At 65.1% G+C, this 16,842-nt stretch carries 15 protein-coding genes and 1 riboswitch; of the genes, 2 read left to right on the top strand and 13 right to left on the bottom strand.

The window, feature by feature from the left end; translation table 11 throughout:
• Positions 1 to 28: 28 nt before the first annotated feature.
• From RBR52_RS01200 to RBR52_RS01235, 8 genes are all read right to left on the bottom strand, one after another.
• Positions 29 to 355: a DUF190 domain-containing protein gene (locus RBR52_RS01200; RefSeq protein WP_320375348.1), complete on the bottom strand. Its 327-nt coding sequence runs from the start codon at positions 353 to 355 to the stop codon at positions 29 to 31.
• Positions 352 to 735: a CrcB family protein gene (locus RBR52_RS01205; protein WP_320375349.1), complete on the bottom strand. Its 384-nt coding sequence runs from the start codon at positions 733 to 735 to the stop codon at positions 352 to 354. The genes RBR52_RS01200 and RBR52_RS01205 overlap by 4 nt, the downstream gene beginning before the upstream one ends.
• A 90-nt stretch (positions 736 to 825) precedes the next feature.
• Positions 826 to 2,829, bottom strand: a complete 2,004-nt coding sequence (locus RBR52_RS01210) for a proton-conducting transporter membrane subunit (RefSeq protein ID WP_320375350.1) — start codon at positions 2,827 to 2,829, stop codon at positions 826 to 828.
• Positions 2,816 to 3,913: a 4Fe-4S dicluster domain-containing protein gene (locus tag RBR52_RS01215; RefSeq protein WP_320375351.1), complete on the bottom strand. Its 1,098-nt coding sequence runs from the start codon at positions 3,911 to 3,913 to the stop codon at positions 2,816 to 2,818. The genes RBR52_RS01210 and RBR52_RS01215 overlap by 14 nt, the downstream gene beginning before the upstream one ends.
• A gap of 14 nt (positions 3,914 to 3,927) precedes the next feature.
• Entirely contained in the window at positions 3,928 to 5,448 is a 1,521-nt protein-coding gene (locus tag RBR52_RS01220) for an NADH-quinone oxidoreductase subunit C (protein WP_320375352.1), read from the bottom strand.
• A 243-nt stretch (positions 5,449 to 5,691) separates the two neighbouring features.
• Positions 5,692 to 7,149 carry a proton-conducting transporter membrane subunit gene (locus RBR52_RS01225; protein WP_320375353.1) on the bottom strand — a complete coding sequence of 486 codons (1,458 nt, stop codon included), beginning with the start codon at positions 7,147 to 7,149 and terminating at the stop codon, positions 5,692 to 5,694.
• A 4-nt stretch (positions 7,150 to 7,153) separates the two neighbouring features.
• On the bottom strand, positions 7,154 to 7,834 hold the full coding sequence (locus RBR52_RS01230) for a hydrogenase (RefSeq protein ID WP_320375354.1): 681 nt from the start codon (positions 7,832 to 7,834) through the stop codon (positions 7,154 to 7,156).
• 10 nt (positions 7,835 to 7,844) lie between these two features.
• Complete coding sequence (locus RBR52_RS01235; RefSeq protein WP_320375355.1) at positions 7,845 to 8,789, bottom strand: respiratory chain complex I subunit 1 family protein; 945 nt, start codon at positions 8,787 to 8,789, stop codon at positions 7,845 to 7,847.
• Between the two features lie 42 nt (positions 8,790 to 8,831).
• A riboswitch (Fluoride riboswitch) is annotated at positions 8,832 to 8,901 on the bottom strand.
• A 176-nt stretch (positions 8,902 to 9,077) separates the two neighbouring features.
• Here RBR52_RS01235 and fumC point away from each other — a divergent pair.
• Complete coding sequence (gene fumC, locus RBR52_RS01240) at positions 9,078 to 10,511, top strand: class II fumarate hydratase (RefSeq protein ID WP_320375356.1); 1,434 nt, start codon at positions 9,078 to 9,080, stop codon at positions 10,509 to 10,511.
• A 32-nt stretch (positions 10,512 to 10,543) separates the two neighbouring features.
• On the opposite strand, the gene RBR52_RS01245 is transcribed toward fumC, so the two are convergent.
• The 4 genes from RBR52_RS01245 to RBR52_RS01260 all read right to left on the bottom strand — a co-directional run bounded on the left by RBR52_RS01245 (position 10,544) and on the right by RBR52_RS01260 (position 14,464).
• Positions 10,544 to 11,383 carry a GNAT family N-acetyltransferase gene (locus tag RBR52_RS01245; RefSeq protein ID WP_320375357.1) on the bottom strand — a complete coding sequence of 280 codons (840 nt, stop codon included), beginning with the start codon at positions 11,381 to 11,383 and terminating at the stop codon, positions 10,544 to 10,546.
• Between the two features lie 105 nt (positions 11,384 to 11,488).
• On the bottom strand, positions 11,489 to 11,980 hold the full coding sequence (locus RBR52_RS01250) for a phosphoglycerate mutase family protein (protein WP_320375358.1): 492 nt from the start codon (positions 11,978 to 11,980) through the stop codon (positions 11,489 to 11,491).
• Between the two features lie 207 nt (positions 11,981 to 12,187).
• Positions 12,188 to 13,087 carry an AEC family transporter gene (locus RBR52_RS01255; protein ID WP_320375359.1) on the bottom strand — a complete coding sequence of 300 codons (900 nt, stop codon included), beginning with the start codon at positions 13,085 to 13,087 and terminating at the stop codon, positions 12,188 to 12,190.
• A 39-nt stretch (positions 13,088 to 13,126) separates the two neighbouring features.
• On the bottom strand, positions 13,127 to 14,464 hold the full coding sequence (locus RBR52_RS01260) for a hemolysin family protein (protein ID WP_320375360.1): 1,338 nt from the start codon (positions 14,462 to 14,464) through the stop codon (positions 13,127 to 13,129).
• A gap of 326 nt (positions 14,465 to 14,790) precedes the next feature.
• Between RBR52_RS01260 and RBR52_RS01265 the strand changes: the two genes are divergently transcribed.
• Positions 14,791 to 16,035 carry a cystathionine beta-lyase gene (locus RBR52_RS01265; RefSeq protein WP_320375361.1) on the top strand — a complete coding sequence of 415 codons (1,245 nt, stop codon included), beginning with the start codon at positions 14,791 to 14,793 and terminating at the stop codon, positions 16,033 to 16,035.
• 507 nt (positions 16,036 to 16,542) lie between these two features.
• Here RBR52_RS01265 and cas2 read toward each other — a convergent pair.
• Positions 16,543 to 16,833 carry a CRISPR-associated endonuclease Cas2 gene (gene cas2 / locus RBR52_RS01270; RefSeq protein ID WP_320375362.1) on the bottom strand — a complete coding sequence of 97 codons (291 nt, stop codon included), beginning with the start codon at positions 16,831 to 16,833 and terminating at the stop codon, positions 16,543 to 16,545.
• Between the last annotated feature and the right edge of the window lie 9 nt (positions 16,834 to 16,842).

Consider the following 16,842-nt stretch of genomic DNA (forward strand, 5'->3'; position numbering starts at 1 on the left):
GCTCGCTTTGGAAAGCACTATCAGCGAATCAATTGCAGCCGCACTGCGCCGACCAATAGACGATGTGGCCTGGCGGCACCATTTCCTGGATGCGCGGCAGCACGGCTTCGACCACTTCCGGTTCGTCGAAAAATTCCAGCACCAGCGGCAGATGCACGTTCAGCCGCAGCAGATCGTCGGCATGCACTTCCCCCTTGCTGCCGAAGCCGGCCACGCCGCGAAACACGGTGACACCGTGCACCTTGTGCTGCTCGTGCAGCAGTTTGAAGATCGAGCGCATCAGGTCGTGATGATCGCTGTCCTTGTCGCCCTCCTTGATATAGACGCGAACCAGGGTGACGGATTTGGTGCTCATGCCGAGACTCCCATATTGCGTGACAGAAAGGCGCCGAACATGGCCGCTGCAACCGACAGCACGACCGAGGCGCCGATATACAACCCGGCTTTCACCATTTCGCCGTTCTCGATCAGAGACAGCGATTCGAGGGAAAAGGTCGAGAACGTGGTGTAGGCCCCCAAACCGCCGGTGAGTATGCCGGCGCGCAGTTCAGGGCTGAGGTTGATGCGCTCCAGCGTTTCGAAAAACAGAAAACCCATCAGAAACGAGCCGAGGACGTTGATCGACAGCGTGGCAAACGGAAACGAGCGCCCCAGCATGCCTTGAACGACGAGCGTCTGTCCATAGCGGGCAAAGGCGCCGATGATGGCGAAAAGGGCGATGAAAACGTAAGTCATTCAAAGCATCCGAAGTTTGGAAAAAGCAGGTTGGAAACGAAAGAACTGCCACGCCGCAGGACGCAGCCCAGGAAACTCAGGACGCCCTGTTCAGCCCGGCGTCCACACCAGCACCCAGCCAAAAATCACCAACAACAACACGCCGATATAGGCCAGATAGGCGTTCATCAGTCCGTTCTGCAGGAAACGCAATTTGCGCGCCAACCATTGCACCGCATGCACTGCCGGGTTGAACAGCAGCGGGCCGAACAGCGGCGCCTGCGAATAATCGAACTGCAATTCTTTCAGGAAATAGGCCTTGCCCTCGAACTGCCGCGCCACCGCGTTTTGCGGACGGTAGATGAAGTTGTAGAACACCCGCAGCGCATTGGAGAACGACAGCGCGGTGGTCGCGCCGGCGTGCGCGGCGTAGTCTTCGCCCCCGCACCACAGTGGCGCGCGGCGCACGGCGTAGCGGCGCCGTCCCCACACCAGCGCCAGCGGAATGAGGGCGAGCAAGGGCACGACGATCACCAGCATGGCCGGGGAGATGAAGGCGAACCCGGCCGACAGCGGCACCAGCAGCCAGTCGTGCGTCATCTGCTGCGGCGCTTGCGCGGCGGGCCAGGCCGAGGCGGCCATCTGCGGCAGCCAGAACACCAGACTCACCGCGAACGCGGGCACGGCCAGACCGGTGATGAGCACGGCTCCCCGTTGCAACGCTGTGAGTGTGGTCTGGTGTTTGCGGTGGTGTGCCGCCTGCTCCTCGTTCTGCCCCAGCAGGCCGATGCCGAACAGCTTCACCATCGTCGCCAGCGCAATGGCGGCGGTCAGCGCCATGCCGGCGCCGGCCAGCGCCAGGGCGATGCGCGAGCCGTCGGTCTTCAGGGTGAAGTCGTGGAACAGACTTTGGAACAGATACCACTCGCTCACAAAGCCCGCGGTGGGCGGCATGGCCGCCAGACTCATGGCGCCGAACACCGCGCCCAGGCCGAGGGTGAGCGGCGCATGGCGCAGGATGGCGCTTTGCCGCAGATGATGGTTGCCCTGTAATGCGGCGGCCGCGTCGGCGCTGAGAAACAGCGTGCCCTTGGCCAGGCTGTGGCCCATGAGATGCAGCATGCCGACGATCCAGGCCAGGGCCGAGAGGGTGTCTTGCCCGCCCGCGCGGAAGACCAGCGCCGCGCCCAGGGCGGTCACCGCCACCCCGGCGTTTTCGGCGGAAGAGAACGCCAGCAGCCGTCGCCAGTCGCTCTGCTGGAAGGCATGGAGTATGGCCAGAATGGCGGTGAACGTGCCTGCAGCCAGCACCACAACCCCGAAGGAGGCAAGCCAGGGCGGATCGCCCATCCATTGCAGCAGGGCGCGGCCGAGGGCGAAGTAGGCGGCGTTCATCACCACCCCCGACATCAGCGCACCACTTGCGCCGCTGCCGCTGCCGTAGGCGCCGGGGTACCACTCGTAAAACGGCAGCAGTCCCAGCTTGGCGCCAAACCCCACCAGCCACAGCAGACCGAGGAAGAAGGCCGAAGCCACGCCCCACTGCGTCCACTGAAGCGCGTAGGTGCCGAAGGCCAGACTCTGGCCCAGCATGAGCACGGCCAGCAGCAGGGCCACGCCGCCGACTTCGAGCAGGGCGAGCATGAACAGGTTGTCGCGCCCGGCCTGCACGCTGCGATGGTCGGCCAGCAACATGAGCGCGCCGCCAAAGCCCATGATCTCCCAGGCGATGAGAAAGCTCGCGCCGTCCTGCAAGCCGTACACGCCCAGCGCGCCGAGCAGCGACAGCGCCGCGCCCGCGGCCCAGCCACGGGCTTGCCCCGTGCCGCCGAGCAGGCTGGCGAACAAGGCAGGCAGCAGCGCGGGCAGCATCAGCCAAAGCGCGGCGGCATCGGGCCGGAAGACGACGGGAGCATTGCCCAGAACCAGCAGGGTCAGGCTGGCGCCGCCTTCGGGCAGGCCCCAGAGCGCGCCCAGGGCCGCCAACGCGCAGCCCGCCGCCAGCAGCAGACGCGGCAGGACGGTGCCGATGAACAGATCGGCCAGCAGCGCCAGCACCCAGGCCAGCGCGGCCAGACCGAATGCAGCGAGTGAGACGGAATCAGGCAGATTCATGAAGGCCTCCATGCACCCGCTGTGGCCTGCGCCGCAGCAGCAGAAGCAGCGCCTCGATCAAGGCCGCCGGGTTGGGCGGGCAGCCGGGCAGCCACACGTCCACCGGCAGAATGCCCTCCAACCCATGATGACAGGCATAGCCGCCGCCATTCGTGCCGCCCCCGGTGGCGCAAGTGCCTGCGGCCATGACCCAGCGCGGCTGCGGCATGGCCTCATAGGTGCGCAGCAGGGGCTCGCGCATCGCTGCGGTCACCGGGCCAGTGACCAGCAGCAGGTCGGCAAAACGCGGCGAGGGCGTGAAAAAAATCCCCAGGCGGTGCAGGTTGTAAAAGGGATTGAGCAGGGCTTGCAGCTCGCTTTCGCAGCCGTTGCACGAACCGGCGTCGACGTGGCGGATGTGCAGGCTGCGGCCAAAGCCTTTGAGTTGCTGTTCGAGTGCGGCGGTGTTCGCTTCTCCCCCTCCCGCCCTCCCCCACAAGTGGGGGGGGTGAGAACTGCGCTTCGCGTCTTCTTCGGATGCCCCTCCCGCCCTCCCCCACAAGTGGGGGAGGTGAGAACTGCGCTTCGCGTCACTTTCGGATGCCCCTCCCGCCCTCCCCCACGAGGTGGGGGAGGCGCGCTTTTCTCCCTCCCCACCCGGTGGGGAGGGTTGGGGTGGGGAGTCTTGTCCGCAGCCTAGGTTCACCAGATCGGCCTTGTCGCGCACGCCGAAAGCCCAGTCATGGCTGACGGTGAACGCGCCTTGCGGGCAGACTTCGGTGCAGATCTGGCAGCCCACACAGCGGGCGTAGTCGAGCTGAACCGCGCCCGCTTCGTTGCGCGTGATGGCCGCCGCCGGGCAGGCCGCCACGCAATCGCTGCAGCCGCCTTGCTCATGAGAAAACGCAGGGCCGCCCCAAGTTTTCTCATCCCTCTCGGTGGGCAGCCGCTGCAAAGCAGCGGCTTGGGGGCGCTCTCCAGTACAGCGCGCCGCATCGAAGCGCGGCAGGCCGAGCACGCCTTCCTGCCCATCGGCGCCGGGGTGTTCGGGCCAGGAGGTGGTCGCGCGGCCTTTTTGCAGGCCGAACCAGGTCCATACAGGCATGGCGGCTCTCCCCTTTAACGATCGGCGCCGGCGATGGACAGGCCGAAGCTGGCTTCGTTGATGGCGTAATCCATCATATTGCTGTCCTCCACAGTGAACGGAAACACCCGCCAGTTCGAGAACGACGGCTCCTTGATTTTCACGCGCTGCAGCCGGGTGCGGTCTTCGCTCAGATGCACCGCGTAAAGCAGCCCACCGCGCGCAGCCTCCACCCAGCCCAGGCCCTCGCCCTGCGGGTCGGCGTCTTCCATGACGTCCAAGCGCAGCACCTCGCCGGGCTTGGTTCGACCGATGGTCTGGCGAATGATGGCCAGCGATTCGCGGATTTCCTCCATGCGCACCAGCGAGCGGGCGTGGGCATCGCCGCCCGGCTGCACCGGCACGGAAAAGCGCACCTTCTCATAGTGGGCGTAGGGGTGGTCGCGGCGCAGGTCGCGGTCGAGATCGCTGGCGCGCTCGATCGGGCCGCAGGCGCCCTGATCGAACGCCACCTGGCGCGCCAGACGCCCGGTGGTCATCAGCCGGTCGAGGTGGCTGCGGGTGTTTTCCAGGTGCTGCAGATAGCGCTCGATCTCGTCGTTGATGGCATCGAGCGCCTTGTCCAGCCCGGAAAGATCGACATCGCGCCGCAGGCCGCCGGGGGTGATGAGGCCGCGCAGAAAACGGCTGCCGGTGAGCCTGGCATTGATCTGCTTCACCCGCTCTTCGAGCAGATGTCCCTCGGCTTCGCCCACCTTGAGCGTGGTGGTCTTGGACAGATGGCCGAGGTAGTGCAGATGGTTGTACAGCCGCTCCAGCTCGGCGAGGATGACGCGCAGATAGCGCGCGCGCGGCGGTGCGCGCCAGCCCATCGCGCCTTCCACTGCCTGCGCATAGGCCAGCGCGTGCGCTGCCGAATCGATGCCGCTGACGCGCTCGGCCAGCACGGCCCCTGCGGCGAATGGCTGGCCCTGGAACCGCGCCTCCATCGCCCGGTGCTTGTAGAACAACCGCGGGTGATAGTGCAGGATGCCCTCGCCGATGTAGAAAAACAGGAACTGCGCCGACTCGACGATGTCGGCCCGCACCGGACCGAAGGGCAGGCGCTGGATGTCCGGCCCCTGCACCTGCGGCACGATGGGCGGCAGCGGCGAATAGTCTCTGGTCGGGGCCGCGGGGTCGAAGCCAGACGCCAGTGGCGCCGGGTCGCGCGGCTCGCCTTCGTGCAGCACCAGCGGGTTGGGCTCGGGGTGGCCCTCGAAGTGCAGACCGTACAGATCCATCATCTCGCGCTCGTACCAGCCCAGCAGCGGCAGCTTGTTGGCCAGCGAGGGCAGGGTGTGATGTTCCGGTCGCACGCGCCAGACCTTGTAGGGCTGGTTCGCACCCTGGCTGAGGACGTAGATCACCTCGATGTCGCCGTCGGCGCAGCCGCAGGCATAGGCCATTTGCATGCGACCGTGCGCGCTGGGGGCGTCGCCCAGTTCGGTGAGCAGGCTGTCGGCCGCCGTCAACAGTTCGGCGGGGCTCAGGCGGGCGGTGTCGCAGTGGCGCATGTCAGCTCCGCACGGCCGTTCCGAAGGAGCTGACACCCCCCTCGGGGGGGAACGAGCGCAGCGAGTCAGGGGGCAGTTTCATCTCAGCTCCGCACGGCCGTTCCGAAGGAGCTGACACCCCCCTCGGGGGGATGAGCGGGACATGAGGCAGTCCCTGCGGACTGACTCATGCCATGCGAATCCGAGTGGCTTGCAAGCCGCGAGGTGGAATGCGAGCGCAGCGAGTCAGGGGGCAGTTTCATCTCAAACCCCTCCGAGTTGCGTGGCGATGCTCGCCAGATGGGCCCAGATCGGCGGCAGCCACCACAGGCCGAGCAGCAGGATGGCGGCCAGCGCCACGGCCATCGGCGCGACGTGCACGAATTTCAATTTCAGATGCGGGGCATGGTCGGGACGCGGGCCGAAATACATGGCGCGGAAGTGGTTGAGAAAGCCGATGAAAATGACGATGAGCAGCACCGCCATCCACCACACCGCCCAGGGGTTGGCGCTCTGCATGCCGCCGCGCAGGATGGTGAGCTCCGACAGAAACAGCCCGAATGGCGGCGCGCCGGTGATGGCCACTGCCCCGGCCAGCCAGATCGCGCCGCTGCGCGGAAAAAAGCGCAGCACGCGGCGAATCCTGGCGATGTCCTTGCTCTCGTAGGCGTGCATCATGTTGCCCGCGCCGAAGAACACCAGCGACTTGGTCAGCGAGTGGTTGAGCATGTGATAGAGCGCGCCGATCACACCCAGCGGCCCGCCGAAGCCAAATCCCAGCGCGATCACGCCCATGTGCTCCACGCTCGAATACGCCGCCAGGCGCTTGATGATGGTCTGTCGGCTGATGAACAGCGCCGCCACCAACAGGCTGAAGGCGCCCAGCACGACCAGCGCGGTGCGCGCCATCGTTTCGATGGACGTGCTCCGCAGGATGTGCAGATAGCGCAAGATGCCCAGCATGGCGCAGTTGAGCAGCGCGCCCGACAGCATGGCCGACACCGGCGCCGGGCCTTCGCTGTGCGCATCCGGCAGCCAGGTGTGCATGGGCGCCAGCCCCACCTTGGTGCCAAAGCCCACCAGCACCAGCAGGAAGGAGAGCATGAGCAACAGCGGCTCGGCCTTGGGCGCGATGGAGGCGAGATTGGCCCAGGTCATGTCGTAAACCGGGCCGAGGATGAAGGTGCCGGCCCAGTAAAACAGCACCGTGCCCAGCAGCGCCAGACCCAGCCCGGCGGAGACGATGACGATGTATTTCCACGCCGCCTCGATGCTCTCGGGTGCGCGCTGAAAGCCCACCAGAAAGGCGCTGACTATTGTTGTGAGATCGATGGCGATCCAGTACAGGCCGGGGTTGTTCTGCGCCGGGGCGAGGAACATGGTGAGCGCAAATGCGGCGAACAGCGAGTAAAAGCGATGCAGCCGCGCCGCTTCGCCATGCATCCAGCGCATATAGCCAATCGCATACACGCTGGCCAGCAGATACACGATGGCCAGACAGAACATCACCCACACGCCGAAGTCGTCGAGCAGCAGGTAGTGATTCAGCGCCGTGATCGGCTGACCCGGCGTGGCGATCAGCAGCACCACGACCAGCACGAAGTCGATGACGGCCGCAGCCAGATTGAGCGCCTCGGCCACGCGGCTGCGTCGCGAGACCCATCCCCCCGCCATCGCCAGCCCGGTGACCGTCCAGATCGCATAGAGGACGTTCCAGATCATCGCCTCACCCCACCAGTCGCGTGAGTTCGCGGCTGCTCGTCGTGCCCACTTCCTTGTGCAGGAAGCGGATGAGCATGCCGAAGGTCGAGACGATGATCAGCAGGTCGAACAGAATCACCATTTCCAGCAGCAGGGGCATGCCCGGCACCAGAATCTGCGAGCCGAGAAAGATGCCGTTTTCGATCACCAGCAGCCCGAGGATGGAACTCACCGCCTCCGCCCGCAGCACCAGCATCAAAAAGCCGATGAGCTTGAGCGCGAACATGGCGGTGAGCGCCAGCACCGCGATGTTGTCCACCAGATTCATGCGCACCCCCAGCTTGTGCGCCAGGGCGTAGGAAAACAGCACCAGAAAGCCGCCCAGCACCACACTCGATGACGGTTGCAGCAGCGGGGTGAACTCGCGGTTCTGCCTGAGGTCGTTGACGATGCGCAGCAGCAGGTACGGCAGCAGCGTGCCGCGAAACAGCGCGGTCAGCGCGGCGATGAATACCAGCTCGGGATAGTGGCCGGTGATGCCGATGGCCGCCGACAGCGCCGCGATCACCCACGACTCCGCGGCGAACGCCAGGATGTGGTTCTTGATCCAGTGCGAACCCAGCATGACGAAGGCCAGGATGAGCGCGACGATGGTCAGCAGGCTGAACAACGAGGCCTGCACACCGCCGAGGTGAAAGATCAGCATGGTGGGCTCCTCACACCTGCCGCGCCACGATGGCCAGCAGCGCCATCAGGAAAGACAGCGCCAGCGGCTCCTGATAGCGGTAGAAACGCAGCCGCGACTGCGCGGTATCGACGAACACCATGATGAGGGCGACTGCCGCCCACTTGGCCAGCAGCGCGAGAGTTGCGCCCAGCAGTCCGAGCGCCGTGCCCTCGATCGACAGCCCCCAGGGAATCGTCAGCACGTTGAGAAAAATGGTGTAGAGAATGGCCTGCTTCATCCACGAGGCCCACTTGAGCAGCGCCAGCAGCGGGCCGGAGTATTCGAGAATGCGCGCCTCGCCGATCATGTAGATCTCGTAGTGAATGCTCGAATGGATGGGCAGGCGCTCGGTTTCCACCGTGAGCAGAATGAAAAAGGCCGCCACCAGAAACAGATGCGCCGGGCTCCAGAACACCGCGGGACTGGCCGCCAGCAGATGGTTGACGACAAAGGGCAGCATGGCCTGCGCCAGCAGGGTGATGCCGACGAACACCATGATCAGCGTAGGTTCGGCCAGAATCGACAGCATGGCCTCGCGGCTCGATCCCAGCCCGCCGTAGGGATGGCCGCTGTCCAGCCCGGCGAGCGAAATGGCGAAGCCGCCCAGGGTGAGAATGAGCCCGCCGCCGAGAATGTCGCCCATGTCCGACAGCGGCAGCGGGTAGTCGGTCAGCACCGGGATGAGAATGGGCACCGTGAGCATGGCCGAGAACGCCACGATGGGCGCCGCCCAGAAGATCCACGAAGCCGTCTGCGGCACCACGATCTCTTTGCGGAACAGCTTGTAGAGATCGCGGTAAGGCTGGAAGAGGCTGGGGCCGCGACCGCGCTGCACCTTTTCTTCCATCGTGACGATGAAGCCGTGCAGCAGGGGAGAGAGCAGCACAATGGTCAGCATCTGACACACTTGCTGCAAGATGACGTCACCGCGCATGATTCCTCCCTGTCGTGAAGCGCAAGTGGGCAAAGCCGCTTGCGGCAGGTAGGAGTCATCAGCTTGGGGGCGGCCCCGCGCGGTTTTGGCGAACTCCATCGCCGTTGTTGTTGCGATGCAGTCTAGGATCTCAAGCCGAATCGGGTCAAGCTGACATGCGTATCCAATCGCAAATCGCGTTGCAAGACTTTATCCCGACGAGGTGACTGAATGATGCGGTCACAACCTCGCCAGTGGAAATGTTGCAGCGCAGGCGCTACAAACGCATCAACCGATCAGGAGATACCCATGAACCAAGACGGCAATACCGCCCAACAGTCCAAAGAGCCCAGCGAGGGCATGCGCATCGAGACCGATTCGTTCGGCCCCATTGAAGTCTCCGAGGCGCATCTGTGGGGCGCGCAGACGCAGCGCTCGCTGCAGCATTTCGCCATTTCCACCGAGAAGATGCCGCGCGAGTTCATCCGGGCGCTGGCTCTGGTCAAGCGCGCCTGCGCCGGTGTGAACGCCGAGCTGGGCAAGCTCGATCTGCGCATCGCGCAGGCCATCATCGAGGCGGCCGATGAGGTGATCGCCGAGCGCTATCCCGACGAGTTTCCGCTGTCGGTGTGGCAGACCGGCTCGGGCACGCAGACCAATATGAATATGAACGAGGTGCTGGCCAACCGCGCCTCGGTGCTGCTGGGCGGCGGAGTCGGGCTGGATCGCATCGTGCATCCCAACGACCAGGTCAATATGGGCCAGTCGTCGAACGATATTTTCCCCACGGCCATGCATGTGGCCGCGGCTGCGCAGACGGCGCAATACCTGCTGCCCGCGCTCATCGCCCTGCGCACCATCCTGCAGACCAAGGCCGATGCGTTTGCCGACATCGTCAAGATCGGCCGCACCCATCTGCAGGACGCCACCCCGCTGACCCTGGGTCAGGAGTTTTCGGGCTATGTCGCCCAGCTCGATATTTCGCGCCGGGCCATCGATGCCGCGCTCGGCCCGGTGTATGCGCTGGCAGTGGGCGGCACGGCGGTGGGCACGGGGCTGAACACGCATGCCTCGTTCGGTGTGCGCGTGGCCACCGAACTGGCACGGCAGACCGGGCTGCCATTCGTGAGCGCCGACAACAAGTTCGCCGCGCTGGCCGGGCACGAAGCGCTGGTGTTCCTGCACGGTGCGCTCAAAACGCTGGCGGCGGCGCTGATGAAAATCGCCAACGACGTGCGCTGGCTGGCCTCGGGGCCGCGCAGCGGTCTGGGGGAGATTCGCATTCCCGAGAACGAGCCGGGCAGCTCCATCATGCCCGGCAAGGTCAACCCCACGCAGTGCGAGGCGCTCACCATGGTGTGCGCGCAGGTGTTCGGCAACGATGTGGCGATCAATATCGGCGGGGCTTCGGGAAACTTCGAGCTCAATGTGTTCAAGCCGCTGATCGCGCACAACGTGCTGCAAAGCCTGCGCTTGCTCACCGACGCAATGACCAGCTTCGATCATCATCTGGCGCGCGGCATCGAGGCCGACCGCGCGCGCATCACCGAGTTGATGCAGCGTTCGCTGATGCTCGTCACCGCGCTAGCGCCGCACATCGGCTACGACCGCGCCGCGGCCATCGCCAAGGCCGCCCACCACAGCGGCAGCACCCTGCGCGAGGCGGCGCTGGCTTCGGGCCTGGTGAGTGCGGAAGAGTTCGACCGCTGGGTGCGGCCGCAGGATATGGTGGGGACGAGCTGAGGTCGAAGGCTTGCGCCTGCGCGAGGCGAGGCTCAGGCGAGGTTCACTTGACCGAGGAAATGCCGCGCGTAGCGCCGGTTGACCTGGCTCAATCGCATCAGCAGCGGAAAATCGGCCACGCCGAAGTCCGGATCCCAGGCAGGGGCGCCGCACACCTTGGCACCGACGCGCAGATAGCCCTTGAGCAGCGGCGGCGGCTCGACCGCGAGGTCTTGCCGCAGGTGTTGCACCGGCAGGGGCAGGCGTGGATGCACCCGGTCTTCGATGGCGGCCAGATGGCTTTTCTGCAACTGCGCCCAGAGACTCGCGACGGTGTGCCCGCCGCAGCGCATGGACATGCTGGCGCAGCCGATCAGGGCATCGAGCCCATGGCGCTGCATATACGTGGCGATGCCGCTCCACAAGGCCATGATGACCGCGCCGTTGCGGCAGTCGCGGTGCACGCAGGAGCGCCCGATTTCCAGCAGGCGCGGCTTGAGGTGGTACAGGCGGGTGAGATCGAACTCGGTTTCGGTGTAGAGCGTGCCCACGCGCCTGGCCTGATGCGGGGGCAGGGCGCGGTAGGTGCCGATCAGCCGCCCTTCGGCGTCGCGCACCAGCAGATGGTCGCAGTAGGCGTCGAACAGATCGATGTCCAGACCGGGTTCGGGCGTTTTGACCTGCGCGCCCATTTCTTCGACGAACACCTTGTAGCGCAGGCGCTGCGCCTCACGCACTTCATCGGCATGGCGCGCCCAGGCGACGCTGAGATGCTGCGAGATCGGTGCAGAATGCGTCTGAACCGAATGCGTCTGAACCGATTGGGCGCCCAGACTCGCCGGATGCTGCTCCGTGCGTTTTTCCATCGGATGCGCGTGTTCGTCGTCGAACATGGTCTTTCCTCCACAGGTTTGAGCGGAAGATAAGAATGCGCCGTGACGGTTCAGTGAAAGAATCGTGAATTTGGTGTGACAGTGCAAGCGTTGTGAGCAAAGCGATCAATCGCCCAGCAGATCGGCGCTGACGCAGGCGCGCAGACTGCGCTGGATGCCCGCTTCGCGGTTGCGCTCCACCGCCCAGAGCAGACCGCCTTTGCGCAGCGAGAACTGTTGATCGCAGCCGGTGATCCAGTAGAGTCCGGCGCGTCCCAGGGTGGGCTGATGGCCGACGAGCACCAGCGCACCGCCATCGCGTGGAAATTCGGCGACTACCGAGAGCAGTTCTTCCAGGGACGATTCCGGTCGCAGGCGTGGGTCGATGACCGGATAGTCGTTGAGGTGTTGCGCGGTGTGTCGCGCACGTTGGGCGGGGCTGGAAACCACCGTCCAGGGTTTGGGCAACTGCGACTTGATCCAGGCTGCAACCAGCGCCGCATCGCGCCGGCCTTGCTTGGTGAGAGGGCGGCGCAGATCGATCTCGTCGCCCTGCGCCGAGCCCACGGCGTCTTCGGCTTCGGCGTGTCTCCAGAAAATGACGTGGAAATTCGGCATGTCAGTTCCGCACGGCCGTTCCGAAGGAACTGACGCCCCCCTCGGGGGGGAACGAACGGAGCGAGTCAGGGGGCCGTTTCATCCTGGGCAGGGAGGTGAGTGTCATTTCAAGACAGTAAGGATACAGGGCAAAAATGTCATCTCACTGTAAACCACACTGAAACGCTCAGTATGCGGTACGTCACAAAGCGAAAAATTGGAGATCAATCAGTGCTGCATCACGGCCAGGAACACCGGAATGGAGAAGGCGCCGAGCACCGTGGACAGGCTGACCAGACCGGCGACGTAGGGTCCGTCCCCGCCCATGCGCGCGGCCAGCACATAGGCGCTCGACGCGGTGGGCATGGCGGCGAACAGCACCAGCACCAAGGCCTGCAGCGGCGGCAGGTGTAACGCCCAGGCCAGGGCCATCGCCACGAGGGGCAGCAGCAGGTGGCGGATGGTGAGGAACCAGATGCCCACGGGCAATTCCCGGTGCAGCCCTCGCCATTGCAGCCCGGCGCCCACGGTCATCAGCCCCAGTGCGATGGAGGCATGACCGAGCCGATCCAGCGCGGGCACGATGGGCTCGGGCAGCGACAGGCCGAGGCCATGCACCGTCAGCCCGGCCGCGGTGGCGATGAGCAGGGGGTTGCGCAGCAGCTCTCGCCAGACATTGCTCTGCGCATGGCGGGCCAGCGCCCACACCGCCGCCACATTGCAGATCGGCACGCCCACGGCGATGAGCACGGCAACCAGCGACACCGCAGGTGGCCCGCCGACGCGGTCGGCCACCGCCAGGGCGATATACGAGTTGAAGCGGAACGCCGTCTGCACGCCGCTGGCCACGCAGCGCTGATCGGCCTTGCGCGCCCAGAATGCGCCATACGCCAGCATGATGCCGATGAGGAACATGGCGGTTGCGGCCACGACCAGATCGCGCGTATCGCTCAGGCTGGCATGGCCGCGGCTGGTGGTGGAGAACAGCAGCGCCGGAAACAGCACGAAATACACCAGCCGCTCCACCCCGTCCCAGACGCTACGGTTGAGCGCGGTGAAGCGCACGAGCAAAAGCCCCAGCACGATCAGGGTGAAATCGGGCAGAAGCAGCAGGGCGTCGTGCAGCATGGGCTGGGGGCAGGGGGCGCAGCCACGCCGCGCCGAGGTTCAGAGCCTCGAATCGCGTCCTTCGTTCGGCTCGGAGAACTCGTCCGCGGCTTCGGCGGGCTTGCGCTGCACCAGCACCTTGTCGATGCGCTTGCCGTCCATGTCGACGATCTCGAAAGTCCAGTCGCCCCAATGCACGATGTCGCCGGTGGCCGGCAGGCGCGCGAGCAACAGCATCAGCATGCCCGAGAGCGTGTTGTAGCGCTGCTTTTCCTCGTCGGGCAGGTGGGCGAGATTCAAGCGACTCTTGAGATCGTCGACGGTGATGAGGCCGTCCATCAGCCACGAGCCGTCTTCGCGCTGCATCGCCCAGGGTTCCTCGGACGGATGCGACTTGAACTCCCCGGCGATGGCTTCCATCAGATCCTGCACGGTGACGATGCCCATGGTCTGACCGTATTCGTCGATCACCATCGCGGTGTGCTCGGCGCTCTGGCGGAAGGTCTGCAGCAGTTCCAACCCGGTCAGGCTTTCGGGTACGAAGGTCGCCGGAATGGCGGCCTTGCTCAGATCGTCGATGCCCTCGCGGCGGATGAAGCGGCCCAGAAGCTCCTTGGTCGACACCAGCCCGATCACTTCTTCCAGCCCGCGCCGCACCAGCGGAAAGCGCGAATGCGTGGACTGCGCGATCTTGTTCAGGTTTTCGGACAGCGGCTGATCGACGTCGAGATACTCGATTTCGTTGCGCGGGGTCATCAGCGAGGCGATCTGCCGGTCGTCGAGGCGGAACACATTGCGCACCATTTCGTGCTCCTGCTCCTCGATCACCCCGGCGTCCGATCCTTCTTCGAGGACCTCGTTGATTTCGGCTTCGGTCATCTGCGGCATGGTGTCGTGCCGCACCCGCATCAGGGTGAGCAGCAGATCGGTCGAAATCGACAGCAATCTAACGAAGGGCGAGGCTGCCCGCGCCAGCCAGGTCATCGGCCGCGCCATCACCATGGCGATGCGCTCGGGCGCGAGCTGGCCCAGGCGCTTGGGCACCAGCTCGCCGATCACGATGGAGGCGTAGGTGATGGCCAACACCACCAGCGCAGTGGCGGTTACGCCAGCAAACTTGGGCAACAGGCCCAGAGAGATCAACCAGTTGGCCACCGGCTCGGAAAACGCCGCCTCGCCCAGAATGCCGTTGAGCACGCTGATCGAGGTGATGCCGATCTGCACCGTGGAGAGCAGGCGCGTGGGTTGCTCCGAGAGGTGCAGCGCGGTGCGGGCGTTGTCGTTGCCCGCTTCGGCCAGCGCGGTGAGGCGGGCGCGGCGCGCCGTGACCAGCGCGATCTCCGACATGGCGAACAGACCATTGAGCAGGATCAGGCCAAACAGAATCAGCACTTCCATGACGGGCGCTCCAGGGCGGGCGAAACACGGAACAAGGCAGACGACTGTGCGGCGGCCCATCCGGAGCGCTCGGAAACACAGGGCGGGATCGCGCAGGCAGGGTGGTCGGTGCGCAAGGGCTGCGCAGAGCGCTGGGCGGTGGTGGCAAACCCGGCACAGGGTTTGGGTAACGATGAGCCGGGCAACAAAGACGCAGGGTCAGGATCCAAGGAGGGAGTGTCGGAAAGGGCCGGACATTGGGCCTATGCTTCACGCTGGTTTGCCATGCGGACAAGCCGCTTGTGCAAACCCGCAAAACAAGACCCCCACATCGCGGAGCCCGATCCATGTCGAGTCAACAAGAGCCCCAATTAGACCAAAAACCCTTGACGCCTTCCAAAATGCAACAGCAGTCACCTCGTCTGTCCACTCGTTTGCAACACCACCCGTATCAACCACCGGCGGGTTTTGACGCCGTGGAACCCGGCGTGCACCACGCCTCCACCGTGATTTTTCCCAATGTGGCGGCCATGCGCGCGCGCGACTGGCGCAGCAAGGCGGGCTACACCTACGGACTGCACGGCACCCCCACCACTTTCATTCTCGAAGAGCGCCTGGCCGCGCTCGACGGCGGGCGCCACTGCGTGCTCTGTCCCTCGGGGCTTTCGGCCATCGCGCTCGTCGATCTGGCCTTGCTGCAACAGGGCGACACCATGCTGCTGCCCTCCAATGTGTATGGCCCCAGCCGCGAGCTGGCCGAGCGATTGCTCACTGCCTGGGGCATCGAGCACCGGCTTTACGACGCCCGCTGCACCCCGGACGAACTCGCCGCGCTCATCACTCCGCAGACCCGGCTGCTCTGGCTGGAAGCGCCCGGTTCGGTGACGATGGAAATGCCCGATCTGCGCGGCCTCATCGCCGTAGCGCGGCAGCACGGCGTGCGCACCGCCATCGACGCCACCTGGGCCGCAGGCATCGCCCTGCAGCCCTTCGATCTCGGCGTGGACGTGGTGATGCAGGCCCTGACCAAATACCAGAGCGGCGGCGCCGACCTGCTCATGGGCAGCGTGACCACCCGCGACGACGCCCTGCACGAACGCCTGCTGCTCACCCACATGCGCCTCGGTCTGGGCGTGAGCGGCGACGACGTCGCCCGCGTGCTGCGCGGTCTGCACACCCTGCCGCTGCGCTACCACGCACACGATGCCAGCGCGCGGCGCATCGCACAGTGGATGCAGGGCCAGCCCGCCGTGGCGCAGGTGCTCCATCCCGCACTGCCCGGCAGTCCCGGCCATGCCCACTGGCAGCGCGACTGCTGCGCCGCAGGCGGGTTGTTCAGCGTCGTTTTTCAGCCGTGCCATTCGGCAGCGCAGATCGACGCCTTCGTCGATGCCCTGCAGCTCTTCAAGATCGGCTATTCCTGGGGCGGTCCGGTCAGCCTGGCCGTGCCCTACGACGTGCAGCTCATGCGTCCGCCATCGCATTGGCCGCACGCAGGCGGCCTGGTGCGGCTGGCCATTGGCCTGGAAGACGCTGACGATCTGATCGCCGACTTGAGGCAGGCGATGCAGCGGCTTATTCCCACAGATTGAATTTCAATCCGCGCCCGGGGTTTAATCCGGGCGATACCGCCACAGCCTGCAGGGGAATCCTGCTCCGCGCCGAGTTTCAATCCGCGCCCGGGGTTTAATCCGGGCGATACTCGACGGCGGGGATGGCCACGAATCAGTGCTCCTGTGGTTTCAATCCGCGCCCGGGGTTTAATCCGGGCGATACGTCGGGTGAGTGGCGGGGTGAGGCAGCGCTCTCGTCGTTTCAATCCGCGCCCGGGGTTTAATCCGGGCGATACGCGGCGGATGCCGTTGGCGTGCGTGACCTCCAGATCGTTTCAATCCGCGCCCGGGGTTTAATCCGGGCGATACTCTGTTGCGGCAACGTGTTGTTGTGCAACGGAGTTGCAAGTCCTTTCCGCGAACCGGCTGCTTCGGCGTGTTGAAACCGGGTTCGGCGAAAAGGAAATTCCGTCAAATTGTGAAAGATCAAGGGCTTGCACGATGCGCGAACCTGCAGGGTTCCGGGCGGTGATTCCGGTTCGCGGCTTACACCACAAGGGGGCCACTGAAATCGGTGGAGCGGAAGACCCCATATTGTTTGACGCGCATGTTGGCGGGCTCGGTGATGCGATAGAAGCGCAGATTGTCTTCCTCGAGGTTGATCTCGTCGAGTAGTTCTCGCTCAAGGGCTTCAAAGCGCATTGCATCGACCTCACATTCGAACACGGATTTCTGCACCCGCTGCCCAACACGTTCGCAAGCCTTGGCGACGCGTCGCAATCGTTTGCGGCCTGCTGCGGTTTCGGTGGAGACGTCATACGTCACGATGATGAGCATGGTCGTTCG

Origin of the sequence: Thiomonas sp., assembly GCF_034007205.1 — a bacterium.
Taxonomy (GTDB): Bacteria; Pseudomonadota; Gammaproteobacteria; order Burkholderiales; family Burkholderiaceae_C; genus Thiomonas.